At 72.2% G+C, this 19,837-nt stretch carries 17 protein-coding genes; 8 read left to right on the top strand and 9 right to left on the bottom strand.

The features are described from left to right. Positions 1–233 precede the first annotated feature (233 nt). Complete coding sequence (locus ABTY04_RS37775; protein ID WP_352217968.1) at positions 234–647, top strand: hypothetical protein; 414 nt, start codon at positions 234–236, stop codon at positions 645–647. Between the two features lie 104 nt (positions 648–751). Here the strand turns inward: ABTY04_RS37775 and ABTY04_RS37770 are convergent, their stop codons facing one another. The 6 genes from ABTY04_RS37770 to ABTY04_RS37745 are packed head-to-tail and all read right to left on the bottom strand — an operon-like array spanning position 752 to position 6,998. Beyond that, positions 752–1,348 carry a Uma2 family endonuclease gene (locus tag ABTY04_RS37770; protein WP_352217967.1) on the bottom strand — a complete coding sequence of 199 codons (597 nt, stop codon included), beginning with the start codon at positions 1,346–1,348 and terminating at the stop codon, positions 752–754. 48 nt (positions 1,349–1,396) lie between these two features. After that, on the bottom strand, positions 1,397–2,707 hold the full coding sequence (locus tag ABTY04_RS37765) for a DUF58 domain-containing protein (RefSeq protein ID WP_352217966.1): 1,311 nt from the start codon (positions 2,705–2,707) through the stop codon (positions 1,397–1,399). After that, on the bottom strand, positions 2,707–3,669 hold the full coding sequence (locus tag ABTY04_RS37760; RefSeq protein ID WP_352217965.1) for an AAA family ATPase: 963 nt from the start codon (positions 3,667–3,669) through the stop codon (positions 2,707–2,709). The genes ABTY04_RS37765 and ABTY04_RS37760 overlap by 1 nt, the downstream gene beginning before the upstream one ends. Further along, positions 3,666–5,030 carry a DUF4350 domain-containing protein gene (locus tag ABTY04_RS37755; RefSeq protein WP_352217964.1) on the bottom strand — a complete coding sequence of 455 codons (1,365 nt, stop codon included), beginning with the start codon at positions 5,028–5,030 and terminating at the stop codon, positions 3,666–3,668. Before ABTY04_RS37755 ends, ABTY04_RS37760 begins: the two co-directional genes overlap by 4 nt. Beyond that, a complete protein-coding gene (locus ABTY04_RS37750; RefSeq protein ID WP_502996804.1) occupies positions 5,027–5,704 on the bottom strand; it encodes a DUF4129 domain-containing protein in 678 nt (225 codons plus the stop codon). The genes ABTY04_RS37755 and ABTY04_RS37750 overlap by 4 nt, the downstream gene beginning before the upstream one ends. 10 nt (positions 5,705–5,714) lie before the next feature. Then, a complete protein-coding gene (locus tag ABTY04_RS37745) occupies positions 5,715–6,998 on the bottom strand; it encodes a hypothetical protein (RefSeq protein WP_352217962.1) in 1,284 nt (427 codons plus the stop codon). A gap of 234 nt (positions 6,999–7,232) precedes the next feature. Between ABTY04_RS37745 and mtrA the strand changes: the two genes are divergently transcribed. The 6 genes from mtrA to ABTY04_RS37715 all read left to right on the top strand — a co-directional run bounded on the left by mtrA (position 7,233) and on the right by ABTY04_RS37715 (position 14,539). Further along, positions 7,233–7,922: a two-component system response regulator MtrA gene (gene mtrA, locus ABTY04_RS37740; protein ID WP_352217961.1), complete on the top strand. Its 690-nt coding sequence runs from the start codon at positions 7,233–7,235 to the stop codon at positions 7,920–7,922. A 1-nt stretch (position 7,923) separates the two neighbouring features. Continuing rightward, positions 7,924–9,924, top strand: a complete 2,001-nt coding sequence (gene mtrB / locus ABTY04_RS37735; protein WP_352217960.1) for an MtrAB system histidine kinase MtrB — start codon at positions 7,924–7,926, stop codon at positions 9,922–9,924. Next, a complete protein-coding gene (locus ABTY04_RS37730; protein ID WP_352217959.1) occupies positions 9,914–11,770 on the top strand; it encodes an LpqB family beta-propeller domain-containing protein in 1,857 nt (618 codons plus the stop codon). The genes mtrB and ABTY04_RS37730 overlap by 11 nt, the downstream gene beginning before the upstream one ends. Before the next feature lie 75 nt (positions 11,771–11,845). Continuing rightward, complete coding sequence (locus ABTY04_RS37725) at positions 11,846–12,592, top strand: ComF family protein (RefSeq protein ID WP_352217958.1); 747 nt, start codon at positions 11,846–11,848, stop codon at positions 12,590–12,592. A 350-nt stretch (positions 12,593–12,942) separates the two neighbouring features. Beyond that, a complete protein-coding gene (gene hpf / locus ABTY04_RS37720) occupies positions 12,943–13,638 on the top strand; it encodes a ribosome hibernation-promoting factor, HPF/YfiA family (protein ID WP_502996803.1) in 696 nt (231 codons plus the stop codon). Between the two features lie 199 nt (positions 13,639–13,837). Continuing rightward, a complete protein-coding gene (locus tag ABTY04_RS37715) occupies positions 13,838–14,539 on the top strand; it encodes a response regulator (protein ID WP_352217956.1) in 702 nt (233 codons plus the stop codon). Between the two features lie 21 nt (positions 14,540–14,560). On the opposite strand, the gene ABTY04_RS37710 is transcribed toward ABTY04_RS37715, so the two are convergent. Continuing rightward, complete coding sequence (locus tag ABTY04_RS37710; RefSeq protein WP_352217955.1) at positions 14,561–15,757, bottom strand: winged helix-turn-helix domain-containing protein; 1,197 nt, start codon at positions 15,755–15,757, stop codon at positions 14,561–14,563. Positions 15,758–15,766: 9 nt separating this feature from the next. Then, a complete protein-coding gene (locus ABTY04_RS37705) occupies positions 15,767–16,348 on the bottom strand; it encodes a GNAT family N-acetyltransferase (RefSeq protein WP_352217954.1) in 582 nt (193 codons plus the stop codon). Between the two features lie 241 nt (positions 16,349–16,589). Here ABTY04_RS37705 and secA point away from each other — a divergent pair, with 241 nt between their 5' ends. Further along, positions 16,590–19,361, top strand: a complete 2,772-nt coding sequence (secA, locus tag ABTY04_RS37700; RefSeq protein WP_352217953.1) for a preprotein translocase subunit SecA — start codon at positions 16,590–16,592, stop codon at positions 19,359–19,361. A gap of 89 nt (positions 19,362–19,450) precedes the next feature. On the opposite strand, the gene ABTY04_RS37695 is transcribed toward secA, so the two are convergent. After that, a partial coding sequence (locus ABTY04_RS37695) for an Rv3235 family protein (RefSeq protein WP_352217952.1) occupies positions 19,451–19,837 on the bottom strand: 387 nt, incomplete at its 5' end.

Raw genomic sequence — 19,837 nt, 5'->3', positions numbered from 1 at the left:
CTGCAGGGGGGACCCTGTGGGAGAGTAGGACGCCGCCGAACAATCATTGTGGGAAAGCCCCGCACCTTATGGTGCGGGGCTTTCCTGCGTTCAGGCTCCAGTTCGTGGGAACCCCGGCGGAAGTGGAACGGGTGTTCATATGATGTGCCTCCTTCGAACAGCCTGGGGTGGAGGCACGGATGCGCAGAGTGGCCGGCAGAGACGAGCAGGGCGGAAGACGCACGAGGGGGAGGGTGAAGCGGCTGCTGGTCGGGCTGCTGGTCGCGGGCGTCACCGTCGCCTGCGGGCCGGCGGAGGGCGACGCGCCTACGGTGTCGCTGCCCCCGGTCGCCACCTCGGCGGTCCCGTCGCAGACGTCCGCCCAGCCTTCCCTTCCTCCCTCCCCCTCATCGACGCCCACGCCTTCGGCGTCCCCCTCGCCGACCTCGGTGCCGAGCCCGCCGGCTCCCGCGGCGACGCGTACGGCCGATCCGAAGGCGTCGGCCCCATCGGCGAAGGCCGTGTGCGAGATCGTCTCCAACGCCGGGAACTGCTACAACGCGGGCCAGTTCTGCCGAAAGGCCGACTTGGGCCGGTCCACCCACGCGGGGAACGGGCGCCTGATCCATTGCCGCCTGGACGGGACCCAGCCGCGCTGGCAGTACTAGTGCTGTTGCGAGCGTTGCGAACGCAGAAGAGCCCCGCACCGTTTGGTGCGGGGCTCTTCTGCGTTTACGGCCCGTCGGCTGTCCCGGAGTCGAAGGGGCCCGTATCACCAGTCGGCGGGATAGCCTTTCAGGCTGCTCGTGTCGAAGGTCCAGCGGCCGGCCGTGACGGTGTCCCCGAAGGCGTAGGGGACCGACTTGCGGAAGCGGATACCGTCCGGCCCTGCCGAAGGGTCGCTATGCACCGTGACGGTCTTCTTGTCCTTGCGGGGATCCACGACGACGTACAGAGGGACCCCCATCTTCGGGTAGTCGTGCAGCTTGTCGCGGATGTCCGTGAGGGAATTCGTACGGGAGACGACTTCCAGCACCAACTGCACGTCACGTGAGTTGACGGCCTTCGCCGTGTCGTCGGTGTCTTCCTCCGCCATGACCAACAGATCGGGGATCTTGGTCAGTCCCGTCACAGGATCGCTCATGTTCGTGTCGCTGAGAGTGGCAGCGTCAAGCGTTTGGGCCTCGATCTGACGACGGAGCCGCATCACGTTGAGCCCGTGGGGGGCGGTGGGGCTCATCATCGTGAGGAAGATCTGGCCGTCGGTGGTCTGCACCTTCCAATGGTCTTCGTGGTGCTCGGCCAGCTCCGCGAGCTGTTCCGCGAAGTCGTGCATGCGGCGCATCTGCTCGGGCGTGAAGTCGGCCATGTGTCCTCCTGGTGGATGCTCTGCCAGCGTATCCAGTTGGGCAACTTCCTACAGGCGGCCCGCGGCCTTGAGGGAGAGGTAGGCGTCCGCCAGGGCCGGGGCCAGGGTGTCCGGAGTGGCGTCCACCACGTGGACCCCGTGACGCGCGAGCTGCTCGGCCGTGCGGCGGCGGGCCGCCTGCGACTGGCTGCCGGCCGCAGCCTCGTACACGGCGTCGAGCGTGCCCCGGGCCTTCGTCATCTCCTCGACGTGCGGGTCGGCGACCGAGGCCATCAGAACCGTGTGGCGCTGCGTGAGGCGGGGGAGGAGCGGGAGCAGGCCTTCTTCTATCGGGGCGGCGTCCAGGCTCGTCAGAAGGACCACCAGGGACCGGCGCGGGGCGTTTCGCAGGATGGTGGAGACCAGGGTGCGGGCGTCGGTTTCGACGAGCTCCGGTTCCAGCGTGGCCATCGCGTTCACGAAGGCCGGCAGGATGTCGCCGGCCGAGCGGCCCTGGACCTGGGCGCGGCTACGGCGGTCGTGGGCGAGCAGGTCGACGCGGTCGCCCGCGCGGGAGGCCAGCGCGGCCAGCAGCAGGGCCGCGTCCATGGCGGAGTCCAGGCGGGGTGCGTCACCGACGCGGCCCGCAGAGGTACGGCCGGTGTCCAGGCAGATCAGGATGTGCCGGTCGCGTTCCGGACGCCAGGTGCGGACGGCGACCTTGTGCTGGCGGGCGGTGGCCCGCCAGTCGATGGACCGGGTGTCGTCGCCGGGGACGTAGTCGCGCAGGCTGTCGAACTCGGTGCCCTCGCCGCGGGTCAGGACGCTCGTACGGCCGTCCAGCTCGCGCAGGCGGGCCAGACGCGAGGGGAGGTGCTTGCGGCTGGTGAACGGAGGCAGGACCCGGACCGTCCAGGGGACGGTGTGGGTGCCCTGGCGGGCGAGCAGGCCGAGCGGTCCGTACGAGCGGATCGTCACGCGGTCGGCCTGCCGGTCCCCGCGACGGGTCGGCAGCAGCCGGGTGGTGATCCGGCGGCGTTCGCCGGCCGGGATCGTCAGCATGTGCCGGGAGGCGTCGGCCTCGGTGCCCGGGACCCAGCTGCTGGGGGGCCAGGCGTCCCGGACGCGGGCCCGGAGCGGGCGGGTGCCCGGGTTGGTCACGGTGAGGTGGACCTCCGCCGGTTCGCCGAGACGGACGGAGGCGTCACCCGAGCGGCTCAGGGCGAGCCGGCGGACCGGCGCCGCGAGGGCGTAGTCGACGGCGCAGGCCAGGGCGAGGGTGCCGTTGACCGCGAGCATCCCCGTCCAGCTCGGTTCGAGGAAGCCGACGGGGATGCTGCCGAGGGCCGCCAGCAGGGCGGCGCGTCCGGTGAGGGCCATCAGCGCGGGACGGGGACGTGGGACAGGATCGCGGTGACGACGGCGTCGGCCGTGACCCCCTCCATCTCGGCCTCCGGGCGGAGCTGGACGCGGTGGCGCAGCGTGGGCAGCGCGAGGGCCTTGACGTCGTCCGGGGTGACGTAGTCGCGGCCGGTGAGCCAGGCCCAGGCGCGGGCGGTGGCCAGCAGGGCGGTCGCGCCGCGCGGGGAGACGCCGAGGGTGAGGGACGGCGACTCGCGGGTGGCACGGCAGATGTCCACGACATACCCGGCGATCTCCGGGGACACGGACACCTTGGCGACGGCGTCGCGGGCGGCTTCGAGGTCGGCGGCTCCGGCGACCGGGCGCAGGCCCGCGGCCTGGAGGTCGCGCGGGTTGAAGCCGGCGGCGTGCCGGGTCAGGACGCCGATCTCGTCCTCACGGGAGGGGAGCGGCACGGTGAGCTTGAGGAGGAAGCGGTCCAGCTGGGCTTCCGGGAGGGGGTAGGTGCCCTCGTACTCGACCGGGTTCATGGTGGCGGCGACGAGGAACGGCTCGGGCAGCCGGCGCGGGGTGCCGTCCACGGTGACCTGGCGCTCCTCCATGGCTTCGAGGAGGGAGGACTGGGTCTTGGGCGGGGTCCGGTTGATCTCGTCCGCGAGGAGCAGGTTGGTGAAGACCGGGCCGTTCTGGAAGGAGAACTCGGCGGTGCGGGCGTCGTAGACGAGGGAGCCGGTGACATCGCTGGGCATCAGGTCCGGGGTGAACTGGACGCGCTTGGTGTCGAGTTCGAGGGAGGCGGCGAGGGCCCGTACGAGGAGGGTCTTGGCGACGCCGGGTACGCCTTCGAGCAGGACGTGGCCGCGGCACAGGAGCGCGACGACGAGACCGGTGACGGCCGAGTCCTGGCCGACGACGGCCTTTCCGATCTCGGTGCGGATCGCTTCCAGGGAGGAGCGGGCGCTGTCCGTGGTGGCCGTCATGAGGTGCGGACCTCTCTTTCGAGGGCGTCGAGGTGGTCGGCGAGCGCGACGAGTGCCGCGTCGTCGGCGGGTGTGGTGCCGAAGAGGACGGCGGTCAGGTCCTGGCGTCCGTCCGTATGCCGGTCGTCCGTCAGACGGGCGGACACGGCGGGGAGCAGGGCCTCGGGTTCGTGGGCCTGGGTGGGCGGTACGCCGACCAGGGAGGCCAGGCGTTCGCGGGCGGCGGCGCGCAGCACGGACGCGGCGCGGTCGCGGGCGCCGGCCTTGCGGTAGAGGCGGGCGCGGCCCTCGGTGGTCTCGGAGGCGCGGATGGCGACGGGCAGCTTCTCGGTGACGAGCGGGCCGAGCCGGCGGGCGCGCCAGAGGGCGGCGAGGGCCGCGGCGACGAAGAGCTGGAGGAAGGCCCAGCCCCAGCCGCGGGGGACGAGTTCGAGGAAGCTCTTCTGCCGGCCGGGCTCCTCGCCCTGGACCTCTGTGAGGGAGGGCAGGTACCAGACGAGGTCGGGGCGGGAGCCGAGGAGTTGGAGGGCGAGGGAGGCGTTGCCTTCGTCGGCGAGCTTCTTGTTGAGCAGGAGCGTTTCGGAGCCGAGGAGGACGGTGTCGCCGCCGGTGGTGCCGGAGGGGAGGACGAGGAGGGTGGGGTGATCGCCGCTGGGGTAGCAGGCGGCGGCGGTGGCGGCGCTGGTGGTGTAGCGGTAGCCGCCGCCGGTGGTGGCGCGGCCGGCGGAGACGGCGGCGGGCAGCGGGCAGCCGGGGTCGAGGTTCCGGTCGAAGGCGTTGCCCTTGGTACGGGCGGCGGGGGCCAGGTCGGGGAGGCTGATGCCGCTGGGCGCGAGCAGGACGGTGCGGCCGCCGGAGAGGTCGATGGCGGAGCGGATGGCGCTGCGCTGGTCGTCGCCGAGCCGGTCGGGGTCGGTGACCAGCAGCGTGGTGCCGGGGCCGGCCGCGGCGGCGGCCTCGCGGGCGGTGGTGACGACGCGGGTGGTGACCCCGCGGGCCTGGAGCAGCTCGGAGACGGCCCGGCTGCCGTCGGGGTCGGCGGAGCGGGGGTCGAGGCGGCCGTGGCGGCTGCCGGAGGAGAGGGCGGCGAGGGCGACGGCGGCGGCGAGCAGGATCCCGAGGCAGATGACGAAGCCGCGGGCCTGCCGCCATGCCGCTCGGCGGGTTCCGGGGGTGCCGGTGGCTGTGCCGGTTCCGTGGGTGCCGGCCGGACCGGGGGCGCCGGCGGCTGTGCCGGGGCCCTTGCGGGGTGTTCCGGCGGGGGTGGGTGCCGGTGCCGCCGTGGGGGTGCCCGTACTCCGTGTGGCGGGCGGGGCGGGGGTGCTCTTGTCCGGGGGACCGGGCGGGGTGGGGGCGGTCATGCCGGGGGTCCCGTCAGGAGCGGCTTCGTGCGGGTCAGGGCGAGGTCGAGGGCGCGCAGGCGGGCGTAGGTGCCGGCGTCGCCGGTGCGGCCGCCGTACGTGACGTCGTCGAAGGTGCGGGCCGCCGCGCGGAGGGCTTCGGCGTGGTCCGGGAGGGAGGCCGCGGCTTCGGCGGCCGCCTCGTCGGCGGTGCGGCCCGGGCGCGGGTCGAGCAGGGTGCGCTCCTCCAGGGAGCGGACGATGGCGCGCATGCGCTCTTGGACGGCTTCGGTCCAGCGGCCCGCGGCGGCGTTCGCGTCGGCGGCGGTGCGGTGGTCGGCGGCGCTGCGCAGGGCGTCGTCGAACAGGGTGTCCCGGCCGGTGGCGGTCCGGCGGGGGGAGCCGAGCCGCCACCACAGGGCGGCGACCGCCAAGGCGGCGAGGACGGCTATCGCGACCAGGCCCAGGGTGCCCCCGGGGGTGGCGCCCGAGGCGTGGTCGAACAGGTTGCGGACCCATTCCCAGAACCGGTCCAGGGCGCGCTGGAAGAGGCCCGGGTCGTCCTGGTGGTACATCGGCTTGGACAGTTCGCGTTCGGCCGCCTCGCGGGCGGGGTCGCGCGGTGTCGTCACCGGTGGTTTCTCCGCAGCCGGCAGGAGCGCCGCGGCGCGCGTGATGAGGCCCCCCGTGCTCATCATCGGTGCATCAGCCTCCGGTCGGCGGCGCGGCCGGGTCCGAGCCGTAGTTCTCCAGGCCCGCCGCCCGGGCGAGCTCCAGGTCGAGGGCCTCGCGCCGGATGCGCTGGTCGACGTACAGGAGGACGGTGACGCCCGACTGGATCGGCATGGTGATGGTCTGCGCGATGATCGCGCCGATCGCCGAGAGGACGAGTGCGGCCCATCCGGTGGCGGCGGTGCCGTTCTCCAGGGCGTTCGGTCCGGCGTCGGAGAGGCCGACGACGAGGCCGAGGGCGGTCAGCGGCCAGATGATGATCGCCGAGACGAAGGCGGTGATGAGACCTGTCAGGGCGGTGATGCCGAAGATGCGCCACCACGAGCCCTGCACGAGCTTCGACGAGCGGCGGAGCGCGGTGACGACGCCGCTCTTCTCCAGCATCAGGGAGGGCGAGGCCAGGCTGAACTTGATCCCGAGCCAGATGACGAGCGGGACGGCGGCGAAGCCGCCGAGCAGGCCGACGCCGATGCTGCCCAGGGCGATGCCGGGCAGGATCAGCACGAGGACGACGGCGACGCCGCCGAGGGCCAGCAGGAGGGTCAGCCCGAGCAGGCGGGGCAGCCGGGGACGGGCCTCGCGCCAGGCCTCGCCGATCGTGGATCCGTGGCCGAGCACGGCACGGCTGAAGATCATCGTGAGCATGGCCGTGGCCACGATGGTCCCGATGAGCTGGATGAACCCGTTCGCGACCAGGACCAGCATGGTGTTGCCGAGGGCGTCGACGACGTCCCGCAGGCTCGTCTCCGGGTCGGAGGCGACGGGGAGGTCGGAGAGCGTGTACTTCTGCACGAGCACGCTGATGACCTGGACGACCGTGGCCACGACCAGCGTGATCGGCAGGACCGAGCGCCAGTGGCTGCGCATGGTGGCGACGGCGCCGTCGAGGATCTCGCCCAGGTCGAGGGGGCGCAGCGGGATCACGCCGGGCTTGGCGGCCGGGGGCTTGCCCCACTGGCCGGTGCCGCCCGGGTGGCCGTACTGCCCGCCCTGGGGGCCGCCGTACCCGCCCCAGCCCGTGCCCGCGCCCGGCTGCGGCACCTGCGGCACCTGCGGCGGCTGCGGCGGCTGCGGTGCCTGCGGGGCGCCGGGACTCGACCACTCGCCGGGCGGCGGCTGCTCGGCGGACCACTTCGGTCCGCCCGCGGGCGGCTGCGGCTGCGCGCCTTCGCCACCGTCCCGGCCGTCGGGTGCGCCCGGCCGTTCGCCGTCGGACGGGGAGGGTCCGGGCACTGCCCAGCCCGGAGAGTCGTTCATCGTCGCTCCTTCACGTGCACTACGGGGGCGGGGGCGCTGGTCGGCTGCCATCGTGCCACGTGGGAACGTTGAGCGGACCGGCCGTCCCCCCGGATCTCCGGCGGCCCGCGCCTTCAATTGTCGCCCGGATCCGGGGCAGACTGGTCGGGCTGGTCTCCACGCAGGTCCGAGGGGCGATTTCCAGCCCTTTTGGCTGTGGGACAGCTCACCGCCAGGTCACGATTAGCTAATGGGATGATGTCAAGCATGAAGGGACGAGTCCTTGTCGTCGACGACGACACCGCGCTGGCCGAGATGCTCGGCATTGTGCTGCGTGGAGAAGGTTTTGAGCCGTCGTTCGTAGCGGACGGCGACAAGGCACTGGCTGCCTTCCGGGAGGCGAAGCCGGATCTCGTGCTGCTCGACCTGATGCTCCCCGGACGGGACGGCATAGAGGTCTGCAGGCTGATCCGGGCCGAGTCCGGCGTGCCGATCGTGATGCTCACCGCGAAGAGCGACACGGTGGACGTCGTCGTGGGCCTGGAGTCCGGGGCCGACGACTACATCGTCAAGCCGTTCAAGCCGAAGGAGCTGGTGGCCCGCATCCGGGCCCGCCTGCGCCGCTCGGAGGAGCCCGCGCCCGAGCAGCTGGCCATCGGTGACCTGGTCATCGACGTGGCCGGGCACTCGGTCAAGCGGGACGGCGTGTCCATCGCCCTGACCCCGCTCGAGTTCGACCTGCTCGTCGCGCTCGCGCGCAAGCCCTGGCAGGTGTTCACCCGCGAGGTGCTGCTGGAGCAGGTCTGGGGCTATCGGCACGCGGCGGACACCCGCCTGGTCAACGTGCACGTGCAGCGGCTGCGCTCCAAGGTCGAGAAGGACCCGGAGCGCCCCGAGATCGTCGTGACGGTGCGCGGTGTCGGCTACAAGGCCGGACCGAGCTGACATGAAGCCCGGCAGGCCCCGGCGCGGCCTCCTCCGGGGGGCTCTGCGGGGCGGCCGGCTGCTCCAGGACGGAGCGCCCGGCGGCCCTGTGCTGCGGTTGTTCGTACGCCTTGTACGCCGACCGCTGCTTCCGGCTGTCCGGCTGTGGCGGCGCAACATCCAGCTCCGGGTGGTCGCCGCCACGCTGCTGATGTCGCTGGCCGTGGTCCTCGCGCTCGGGTTCGTCGTGATCGCCCAGGTCAGCAAGGGCCTCCTCGACGCGAAGGAGGAGGCCGCGCAGAGCCAGGCCGCGGGCGGATTCGCGGTCGCACAGGAGAAGGCCAACACGCCGTCCACGGTGGACGGGCCCGATGCCACCGACAACAAGGTCGGGCGGGACGCCAGCACCTGGATGAACTCGCTGGTCAAGCAGCTCGCCAGTGGCGGCCAGACCGCCTTCGAGGTGGTCGCGCTCGGAGCCGGACCCGGCGCGGGCGGGGAGCCCGGCGGACAGCCGGGCGGACCCTCCGTCTCGGGCGTCAAGGGCGCCCGTGCCTCCGGGAACGTGGACCCGACCGCGAGCGTCCCCGCCGCGCTGCGCCGCAACGTCAACCACGCCACCGGGACCTTCGAGACCTTCTCCCAGATCAAGTACACCCCCGGGGTCGGGGCCAAGGCGCCCGAGCCCGCGCTGGTCGTGGGCAAGCGGCTCACCGACATCAACGGGGACCCGTACGACCTGTACTACCTCTTCCCGCTCACGCAGGAGGAGGAGACCCTCAACCTGATCAAGGTCACCATCGCCACGGCCGGCGTGTTCGTGGTCGTGCTGCTCGGCGCGATTGCCTGGCTCGTCGTCCGCCAGGTCGTGACGCCCGTGCGGATGGCCGCGGGGATCGCCGAGCGGCTCTCTGCCGGGCGGCTCCAGGAGCGGATGAAGGTCACCGGCGAGGACGACATCGCCCGTCTGGGCGAAGCCTTCAACAAGATGGCCCAGAACCTCCAGCTCAAGATCCAGCAGCTGGAGGACCTGTCGCGGATGCAGCGCCGCTTCGTCTCCGACGTCTCGCACGAGCTGCGGACGCCGTTGACGACCGTACGGATGGCAGCCGATGTCATCCACGACGCCCGGGTCGACTTCGACCCGGTCACGGCCCGCTCCGCCGAGCTGCTCGCCGGGCAGCTCGACCGCTTCGAGTCGCTGCTCGCGGACCTGCTGGAGATCAGCCGGTTCGACGCGGGCGCCGCGGCCCTGGAGGCGGAGCCGATCGACCTGCGGGAGGTCGTGCGCCGGGTCATCGACGGCGCCGAGCCGCTCGCCGAGCACAAGGGCACCCGGATCCGGGTCCTGGGCGACACCCAGCCCGTCATAGCCGAGGCCGACTCCCGGCGCGTGGAGCGAGTGCTGCGCAACCTCGTCGTCAACGCCGTGGAGCACGGTGAGGGCCGCGACGTGGTGGTCCGGCTCGCTTCGGCGGGCGGGGCGGTCGCGGTGGCCGTACGGGACTACGGCGTCGGGCTCAAGCCCGGCGAGGCCACCCGCGTCTTCAACCGGTTCTGGCGGGCCGACCCGGCCCGCGCCCGCACCACGGGCGGCACCGGCCTGGGCCTGTCCATCGCCGTCGAGGACGCGCGGCTCCACGGCGGCTGGCTCCAGGCCTGGGGCGAGCCGGGCGGCGGTTCGCAGTTCCGGCTGACCCTGCCGCGGACGGCCGACGAGCCGCTGCGCGGTTCCCCGATCCCGCTGGAGCCCGAGGATTCCCGGTCCAACCGGGCCAGGGCCGCGGCCGACGCGGCGGGCTCCGGCACGTCCCCGAAGGCGCCGCAGGCCCCTGGGCGGCCCGACCGGTCGCCGATACCGCCCCGGTCGGCGGTCGGCGGGGCCCTGCCGGTGCCCGCGGACCCGACGGCCCTGCCGGGCAACGGGGCCCGCGTCGTGGCCCGCCCGGCCGACCAGGCGGCAGCCGACCGGGCCGCCGCCGAGCAGGCAGCAGCACAGGAGGATGGCGCAGGTGGACGCTGAGCCCGCACGGGTACGCAGGGAGGGCCGCCACCGCCGGTGGCGGACGGTGCGGGCGTACGCCTTCGGCGCGGCAGGGCTGCTGCTGGCCGGCTGCGCCTCCATGCCCGACCACGGCGAGATCCGCGAGGTGCGGGCCTCGCAGGGCGTCGACTCGCAGGTCCGGGTGTTCGGCGTACCGCCGGCCGACAAGGCCGGTCCGGCCGACATCGTCGACGGCTTCCTGGAGGCGATGACCAGCGACGACCCGCAGCTCCAGACGGCCCGCAAGTACCTCACCGAGGACGCGGCGAAGAACTGGAAGCCCGGCTCCGCCGTCACCGTGCTCTCCGCGGGCATCGACCGGTTCTCCGTGGGCGGGGAGAAGGACCCCTCGGGACCCCGCTACAAGATGACCGGCCGCAAGCTCGCGACGGTGGACGAGCGCAGCGCGTACCAGCCGGAGCCGGCGGGCGCACGCTACGAGGAGTTCCTCCAGCTGGTCCAGGAGAACAAGCAGTGGCGGATCGCGACGCCGCCGAACGGCCTCGTGCTCAGCGAGTCCGATTTCCAGCGCATCTACATGCCGGTCAACAAGTACTACTTCGCGGGCGGCAGCCTCGTCGCCGATCCCGTGTACGTGCGCCAGCGCAGCGACCCGGACTCGCGGATGGACCCGACCACGCAGACCGTGCAGTCGCTGCTGGCCGGGCCGTCCAAGTGGCTGGGGCCCGTGGCCACTTCGAGTTTCCCCACCGGCACGGAACTTCGCGAGGGCACCAAGTCCCTCGCGTACGACGGCCAGAACGCGCTGAAGGTCCCGCTCAACGACAAGGCCGACAACGTTGCCCAGCCGCAGTGCCAGAAGATGGCCGCGCAACTCCTGTACACCGTGCAGGACCTGACGGCCTCCCGGCTGGCGCGGGTCGAGCTGCTGCGCTCGGACCGGTCCTCGCTGTGCTCGGTGACCGATGCGGCGGCGGGGGCGATCGCCCACCGGGTCCCGAGTCCCGAGTACCAGTACTACGTCGACGCCGAGAGCCGGCTGGTCCGGATGAAGCTCGACATCGCCGGCGAGGACCAGCAGTACCGGGCCGAGCCGGTGCCGGGGCCGCTGTCCCCCACCGCCGGGAACCCGGGGTTCAAGGTCGGCTCCGCGGCGGTCTCGTACGACGAGAAGCGCGCGGCGGTGGTGTCCGAGGACGGGCACGGGCTGTACCTGGTGAACCTGACGACGGCCGGGCCGATGCCGCAGCCGGTGCTGACCGGCAAGGGTGCCAAGCCGAACGGGCTGGGTGCGCCGAGCTGGGACGCGGCGGGCGACCTGTGGATCGCGGACCAGGATCCGCAGAGTCCGGCGCTGTACCGGGTCCCGGGCGGTACCGGGGCCCCGCAGAAGATCGACGTGGCTGGGCTCGACGGCGGGCGGATCACCGCGCTGAAGGCGTCGCCGGACGGGGTGCGGATCGCGCTGCTGGTGCAGAAGGAGAACCGCAAGAACCTGTACATCGGGCGGATCGAGCGACCCGAGGGCAAGGGTGAGGCGGCGCCGGTGTCGGTGCGCGAGCTGCGTCCGGCGGCCCCGCAGATGGCGAGCGTGACGGCGCTGAGCTGGGCGCCGCGCGGCCGGCTGCTGGTGGTGGGCCGGGAGAACGGCGGGGTCGTGCAGGCCCGGTACATGCTGGCCGACGGTTCGATGGTCGCGGCGAGCCTGCCCGGGGCGACCGGGTTGGTCGCGGTCGCGGCGACGGAGGACGAGAAGAAGCCGGTGGTCGCGTCCTCGGACGAGGACGGGATCGTGTGGCTGCCGCCGGGGGCGCAGTGGCGCACGGTGGCGGCGGGCGGCCGGGCCCCGGTCTACCCTGGCTGACCTGCGGTTTCCGCTCGGCGGCGGAGGTTGTCCACAGGGGTGGCGGGTCCTCGGCGGGCCCGGCACAGTGGTGGCATGCGGGGGTGGTGGCAGGAGCTCGCCGGGCTGGTCCTGCCGGTCGACTGCGTCGGCTGCGGTGCTGCCCGGGCCCTGTTGTGCGCCGGCTGCGCGGGGGCGCTGAGCGGGGCCGCGGCGGGGTGTGTACGGCCGTCTCCGCGGCCGGCGGGGCTCCCCGTGGTGCATGCGGCCGCCGCGTACGAGGAGGCCGTACGTGAGGTCGTGCTGGCGCACAAGGAGCGCGGGGTGCTGCCGCTGGCCGGGCCGCTCGGCGCGGCCCTGGCGGCGGCCGTCGCCGCCGGAGGGGCGGCCGCGGGGGCAGGGGCGGGGGAGGAACTGGTGCTCGTTCCGGTGCCCTCTGCGCGGCGGCAGGTGCGGGCGCGCGGGCACGATCCGGCGCGCAGGATCGCCCTGGCGGCCGCGGCGCGGCTGCGGCGGGCCGGTGTTCGGGCGCGGGTGGCGCCCGTACTGCGCCATCTCCGGCCGGTGGCCGATCAGGCGGGCCTGGGTGCCCGGGAGCGGCGGGAGAACCTCGTGGGGGCCCTGGGTGTGTGCCGCATGGGCCGGGCACGGCCGGCGGCCGGGGCTCGGATCGTGCTGGTGGACGACCTGATCACCACCGGAGCCACGCTCGCGGAGGCGGCCCGGGCGGTGCGGGCGGCGTCGGTCGGACCGGTGGCGGGGGCGGCCGTGGTGGCGGCTCCGGCGGATTCTTTTGTACGAATCCGGCCGACAACCCGTACAGAGCAACGTTCTTGTGAATAGATTTGGAACTGAAGGGGAAGGCGCATCGTTGCAGGTAGTAAGAGGGAACAGCCACCTGAACGGAGGTACGGTCCGGTAGCGGGTGCCGACAACCGGCATGGAGCGATATGTTCGGTTGTAAGGAACTGGCGAGTCCTGGCCACACGCATCGGATCGCACGTTTCGTCGTTTCTGAATCTTCGTGTCAGAGGCTGTCTCTCGACTCCGAAGTCGGTGGGGTGTAGACCTTGCCGATGGGGGAGGAGGAGGTGAAAGTCGCCAAGTCCGAGGCTCCGGTGTTCACCGGAGCCTGGTGCGAAAGGGAGACGCTTCGCCCCATGAGGTGGAGCTATCCGGGAACGGAGTTCTGCGTGGACATCGTCGTCAAGGGCCGCAAGACCGAGGTGCCCGAGCGGTTCCGCAAGCACGTGGCCGAGAAGCTGAATCCCGAGCGGATCCAGAAGCTCGACGCCAAGGTGATCAGCTTGGACGTCGAGGTGTCCAAGGAGCACAACCCGCGCCAGGCCGACCGTTCCGACCGCGTGGAGATCACCCTGCATTCGCGGGGCCCGGTGATCCGTGCCGAGGCCGCCGCCGCAGACCCGTACGCGGCGCTCGACCTGGCACAGGACAAGCTGGAGGCCCGGCTGCGCAAGCAGCACGACAAGCGCTACACCCGCCGTGGCAACGGCCGGCTCTCGGCGGCCGAGGTCGCCGACGTGGTGCCCGGCGTGGCCCGGCTGAACGGGAGCGGCCAGCCGGTCACGGAAGAGGCGGCGGACGCGATCCCGACCACCCGGATCGGATCGCTGGAGGTACAGGGCGAAGGCCCGCTCATCGTCCGGGAGAAGACGCACTCGGCCGCACCCATGCCGCTCGACCAGGCTCTGTACGAGATGGAGCTGGTCGGCCACGACTTCTATCTGTTCGTCGACTCCGACACCAAGATGCCCAGCGTCGTCTACCGGCGCCACGGCTACGACTACGGCGTGATCCACCTCAACTCCGACCAGGCCTCCAGCTTGGGTGAGCCCGGCTCCGGCGCGGGCGGGGCGCTCGGCGGCTGACGCCGCGTCCTGGATTTCGGTGAAGTGCCCCCGGGGAAGCAGCAGCGTCCCCGGGGGCCTCTGTATGACTCGTATGCGCCAGGTGGCCGCCGGAGGCCCCCCGCCGGGCGGCCCGGACGTGGAATCATGGCGGGCAGTCAACCGGCGGGCGGTCCCGCCCGGTTGACCCGGCAGCTCGGTACATGCAGGGGGAGGAACGATGGCGGACAGCTTCGGGCCGGAGCGCGGTGACGACGGCGGTGAGCCGATCCGGGTGCTCGTCGTCGACGACCACGCCCTGTTCCGGCGCGGGCTGGAGATCGTCCTCGCGCAGGAGGAGGACATCCAGGTCGTCGGCGAGGCCGGGGACGGCGCGGAGGCGGTGGACAAGGCGGCGGACCTGCTGCCGGACATCATCCTCATGGACGTGCGGATGCCCCGGCGCGGCGGGATCGAGGCGTGCACCTCGATCAAGGAGGTGGCGCCCTCCGCGAAAATCATCATGCTGACGATCAGCGACGAGGAGGCGGACCTCTACGACGCGATCAAGGCGGGCGCGACCGGATATCTCCTGAAGGAGATCTCGACCGACGAGGTGGCGACGGCGATCCGCGCGGTGGCCGACGGGCAGTCGCAGATCAGTCCGTCGATGGCGTCGAAACTCCTGACGGAGTTCAAGTCGATGATCCAGCGCACGGACGAGCGGCGGCTGGTGCCGGCGCCGAGGCTCACGGACCGCGAGCTGGAAGTGCTCAAGCTCGTGGCGACCGGAATGAACAACCGCGACATCGCGAAGGAGTTGTTCATTTCCGAGAACACCGTGAAGAACCACGTCCGCAACATCCTGGAGAAGCTCCAGCTGCACTCCAGGATGGAGGCCGTGGTGTACGCGATGCGGGAGAAGATCCTCGAAATCCGCTGACCGTTCTCCGGCTTCCGCTTCTCAGTGGGCGGCCAGTTCCGCGGTGACGGCGGCCGCCTGCTCGGCAGAGCCCGCGCGCTCGACGCGGACGGCATCGCAGCCGACCCAGCCGGCCGCCTCGCGGAGCGCCTCGGCCATGGGGCGGGCTGCCTTGAGAGTGGTCAGGGACAGCTGCCGGGCCACCAGCGTGGTGCCCTCGCGGGCAGGGTCGACCCGGCCCTGGAGCCGGCCGTCCGCCAGCAGCGGCATCGCGAAGTAGCCGTGTATCCGCTTGGGCTTGGGGACGTACGCCTCCAGCCGGTGCGTGAAGTCGAAGATCCGCTCCGTGCGCGGCCGGTCCCACACCAGGGAGTCGAACGGGGAGAGCAGGGTGGTGCGGTGGCGGCCGCGGGGGACCGTCGCCAGTGCGGCGGGGTCGGCCCAGGCCGGCTTGCCCCAGCCCTCGACCTCGACCGGGACCAGGCCCGAGTCGGCGATCACCGCGTCGACCTGCTCGCCCTTGAGGCGGTGGTAGTCCGCGATGTCGGCGCGGGTCCCGACGCCCAGGCTCCGGCCGGCCAGCGCGACCAGGCGGCGCAGGCACTCGCGGTCGTCCAGGTCGTCGTGGAGCAGGGCGTCCGGAACCGCCCGCTCCGGGAGGTCGTAGACCCGCTTCCAGCCGCGGCGCTCGGCGCAGACCACCTCGCCGGTGTCCAGCAGCCACTCCACCGCGATCTTGGTCTCGGACCATTCGAACCACTCGCCGCCGTTCTTGGCGCCGCCCAGCTCGGTCGAGGTCAGCGGTCCGTCCGCCCGGAGGCGGTCCAGGACCGCCCGCGTCGAGCGCTCCTTGTCCTGCAGGACGTGCCAGCGGTGGCCGCGGGCCCGGCGGGCCCGGCGCCGGAAGGCGAAGTGCGGCCACTCCTCGATCGGCAGGATGCAGGCGGCGTGCGACCAGTACTCGAACGCGTGCCGGTCGGACCAGTACGCCGACTCGACCGCCGGGCGGCCCACCGCGCCCAGGCGCGCGTACGGGATGAGCTCGTGCGAGCGGGCCAGTACGGAGATCGTGTCCAACTGGACCGCGCCCAGGTGGCGCAGGACGCCCCGCACCCTCCCCCTGGCTCCGCCGGGGGTACCCCCACCCCGGCGGTCGGGCGCCCCGAGGAAGCCCTGCGCGCGCAGGGCGATGCGGCGCGCTTCGCCGGCGGACAGGGACACGGAGGCTGCGAGGGTCATGGCCGCAGCCTAGGACCCGCCACCGACAGCGGGCAGGTACGGGAGGGAGGGGGTCAGGCCGAGGTCCGAGGGCAGCAGGGAGCCCACCCAGGAGTCCCGGGCGGTGCCACCGCGGTGCACCGCGGCCCGCAGTATGCCCTCGAAGCGGAAGCCGGTCTTCTCCGCGACGGCCCGGGAGCCCGCGTTGCCGACCTCGGCGCGCCATTCCAGCCGTACGGCGCCCACCTCGGTGAAGGCCCAGCGGGAGACGGCGGCGACGGCCTCGGTCATGTAGCCGCGGCCCCGGTGCTCCTTGGCCGCCCAGTAGCCGATCTCGTACGCGCCCGGTCCGCGTCCGTGCACGCCGACGGCCGCGACCAGCGGGCCGTCCGGCCCCAGCCGGACCGCGAAGCTGTACGCCGTGTCCTCGCGCCAGCCGGCGGGGACGGTCTCGCCGACGAAGGCGCGCGCGTGCTCGCGCTCGTAGGGGGAGGGGACCATCGTCCAGCGCTGGATGTCCGGGTCCTGCACCGAGATGTACACCTCCTCCTCGTCAGCCGGGACGAAGGGGCGCAAATGCAGCCGGGCCGTGTTCAGTGTCGTGGGCTCCATGTACGGATTCTGCGGGGCCGGGGCGGACCGGGCGAGCAGTTTTGCGGGAATGCGTGTCGGGGACACCGGCACCTTCCGGGTACCTCGTACGTTCTCATTCCGGGCGCCCGTGCCCTGCGGGATACGGCGGGCCTCCCGACGCGACCCCGTCCTCGCTTACGATGGCCGTTGCGGTGGGGCCCACCCTCCGTGCCCGTGTACGAACCAGTGCCAGGCCCGACCGGCAAGGAGACAAACCTCGGTGTCCGTCTTCAACAAGCTCATGCGTGCAGGCGAAGGCAAGATCCTGCGCAAACTGCACCGCATCGCGGACCAGGTCAACTCCATCGAAGAGGACTTCGTCAACCTCTCCGACGCCGAGTTGCGGGCGCTCACGGACGAGTACAAGCAGCGCTACCAGGACGGCGAGAGCCTGGACGACCTGCTGCCCGAGGCTTTCGCGACCGTCCGCGAGGCCGCCAAGCGCGTCCTCGGCCAGCGGCACTACGACGTCCAGATCATGGGTGGCGCCGCGCTGCACCTCGGCTACGTCGCCGAGATGAAGACCGGTGAGGGCAAGACCCTCGTCGGCACGCTCCCGGCGTACCTGAACGCGCTGTCCGGCAAGGGCGTCCACCTGATCACGGTGAACGACTACCTCGCCGAGCGCGACTCCGAGCTGATGGGCCGGGTGCACAAGTTCCTCGGCCTGGAGGTCGGCTGCATCCTGGCGAACATGTCCCCGGCCCAGCGCCGGGAGCAGTACAGCAGCGACATCACGTACGGCACGAACAACGAGTTCGGCTTCGACTACCTGCGCGACAACATGGCGTGGTCGGCGGACGAGCTCGTGCAGCGCGGCCACAACTTCGCCGTGGTCGACGAGGTCGACTCGATCCTGGTCGACGAGGCCCGTACCCCGCTGATCATCTCCGGCCCGGCAGACCAGGCCACGAAGTGGTACGCGGACTTCGCGAAGCTGGTCACCCGCCTGACCAAGGGCGAGGCCGGCCAGCCGCTCAAGGGCATCGAGGAGACCGGCGACTACGAGGTCGACGAGAAGAAGCGCACCGTCGGCATCCACGAGGCCGGTGTCGCCAAGGTCGAGGACTGGCTCGGCATCGAGAACCTCTACGAGTCGGTGAACACCCCGCTCGTCGGCTACCTGAACAACGCCATCAAGGCGAAGGAACTGTTCAAGAAGGACAAGGACTACGTCGTCATCGACGGCGAAGTCATGATCGTCGACGAGCACACCGGCCGTATCCTCGCCGGCCGCCGCTACAACGAGGGCATGCACCAGGCGATCGAGGCGAAGGAAGGGGTGGACATCAAGGACGAGAACCAGACCCTCGCCACGATCACCCTCCAGAACTTCTTCCGCCTCTACACCAAGCTGTCGGGCATGACCGGTACGGCCATGACCGAGGCCGCGGAGTTCCACCAGATCTACAAGCTCGGTGTCGTCCCGATCCCGACCAACCGCGACATGGTCCGCAAGGACCAGCCGGACCTGATCTACCGGACCGAGGTCGCGAAGTTCGCCGCCGTCGTCGACGACATCGCGGAGAAGCACGAGAAGGGCCAGCCGATCCTCGTCGGCACCACCTCGGTCGAGAAGTCCGAGTACCTCTCGCAGCAGCTCTCCAAGCGGGGCATCCCGCACGAGGTGCTCAACGCCAAGCAGCACGAGCGCGAGGCCTCGATCGTCGCCCAGGCGGGCCGCCGCGGCGCCGTCACGGTCGCCACGAACATGGCCGGCCGCGGTACCGACATCAAGCTCGGCGGCAATCCGGACGACCTCGCCGAGGCCGAGCTGCGCCAGCAGGGCCTGGACCCGGAAGAGCACATCGAGGAGTGGGCGCACGCCCTGCCCTCCGCGCTCCAGCGCGCCGAGGCGGCAGTGAAGGCCGAGTTCGAAGAGGTCAAGGCGCTCGGCGGGCTGTACGTGCTGGGCACCGAGCGGCACGAGTCGCGCCGTATCGACAACCAGCTGCGCGGCCGCTCCGGCCGTCAGGGCGACCCGGGCGAGTCCCGCTTCTACCTGTCGCTGGGCGACGACCTGATGCGCCTGTTCAAGGCGCAGATGGTCGAGCGCGTCATGGCGATGGCGAACGTGCCGGACGACGTGCCGATCGAGAACAAGATGGTCACGCGCGCGATCGCGTCGGCCCAGTCGCAGGTCGAGACCCAGAACTTCGAGACGCGCAAGAACGTCCTGAAGTACGACGAGGTCCTCAACAGCCAGCGCGAGGTCATCTACGGCGAGCGCCGCCGCGTCCTGGAGGGCGAGGACCTGCACGAGCAGGTCCGGTTCTTCATGGACGACACGATCGACGCGTACATCGCGGCCGAGACGGTCGAGGGCTTCGCCGAGGAGTGGGACCTGGACCGGCTGTGGGGCGCCTTCAAGCAGCTCTACCCGATCAAGGTCACGGTCGCCGAGCTGGAGGACGCGGCGGGCGACCGCGCGGGCATCACCGCCGAGTTCATCGCGGAGTCCGTCAAGGACGACATCCACGAGCAGTACGAGGCGCGCGAGAAGGCGCTGGGCTCCGACATCATGCGCGAGCTGGAGCGGCGCGTGGTCCTGTCGGTCCTGGACCGCAAGTGGCGCGAGCACCTCTACGAGATGGACTACCTCCAGGAGGGCATCGGCCTGCGGGCGATGGCCCAGAAGGACCCGCTGGTCGAGTACCAGCGCGAGGGCTTCGACATGTTCAACGCCATGATGGAGGGCATCAAGGAGGAGTCCGTCGGCTACCTGTTCAACCTGGAGGTCCAGGTCGAGCAGCAGGTCGAGGAGCTTCCGGTGCAGGACACCGAGCCGGCCGCGGCGCGTCCGGAGATCCGGGCCAAGGGGCTGGACGCCCCGCAGCGTCCGGACCGGCTGCACTTCTCGGCGCCGACGGTGGACGGCGAGGGCGGGGTCGTCGAGGGCGACTTCGACGCCGATGAGGCGGGCGACGGGATGACCCGCGCGGAGCGCCGCAAGGCGCAGAAGGCCGCGGGCGGCCGCCGCCGCAAGAAGTAGGCCCGCTGCCCGCACGGGCACCCCCGCCGGGGCCGGGCACCGCGCAGGTGTCCGGCCCCGGCGGCGTTGTGGGCGGCCCGGGGGCGCGGTCACGGGCGGGGACCCCGGATTTCCACCGCGGCGCAGCGCCAGCGGAGGTCCGGGCCCTGCTCCAGGCGGAACGCCATGGCCGAGACGCGGTCGCCCGTGGTGACGCGGGCGAAGGCCTCGATCACGCCCGGCCCGGGATGGAAGCGGCCGCACTGGCGCAGGACCGGGCGGAGCCGGTCCCGGAGCGGGGCGGTGGGGGCCAGGGTGACCAGCTGGTCGTACGCGGGGCCGACCGTGTGGCCCAGCAGGGAGTGGACCGGCCGCTGGCCGCTGACCACCGCCAGCAGCCGCTCCGCGAACCAGTCGTGGGGGCCCCATCGCCAGCAGGTTGATCTCGGCGCCGTCCTGCTGGTGCTCCGCCCGCGCCTCGTCCGCGTCCCGCGCCG

It is taken from the genome of Streptomyces sp. NPDC097981 (assembly GCF_040302565.1).
Lineage (GTDB): Bacteria > Actinomycetota > Actinomycetes > Streptomycetales > Streptomycetaceae > Streptomyces.
Note: the sequence above shows the minus strand (reverse complement) of the source record. Positions and strands in the feature narration are given on the sequence as shown.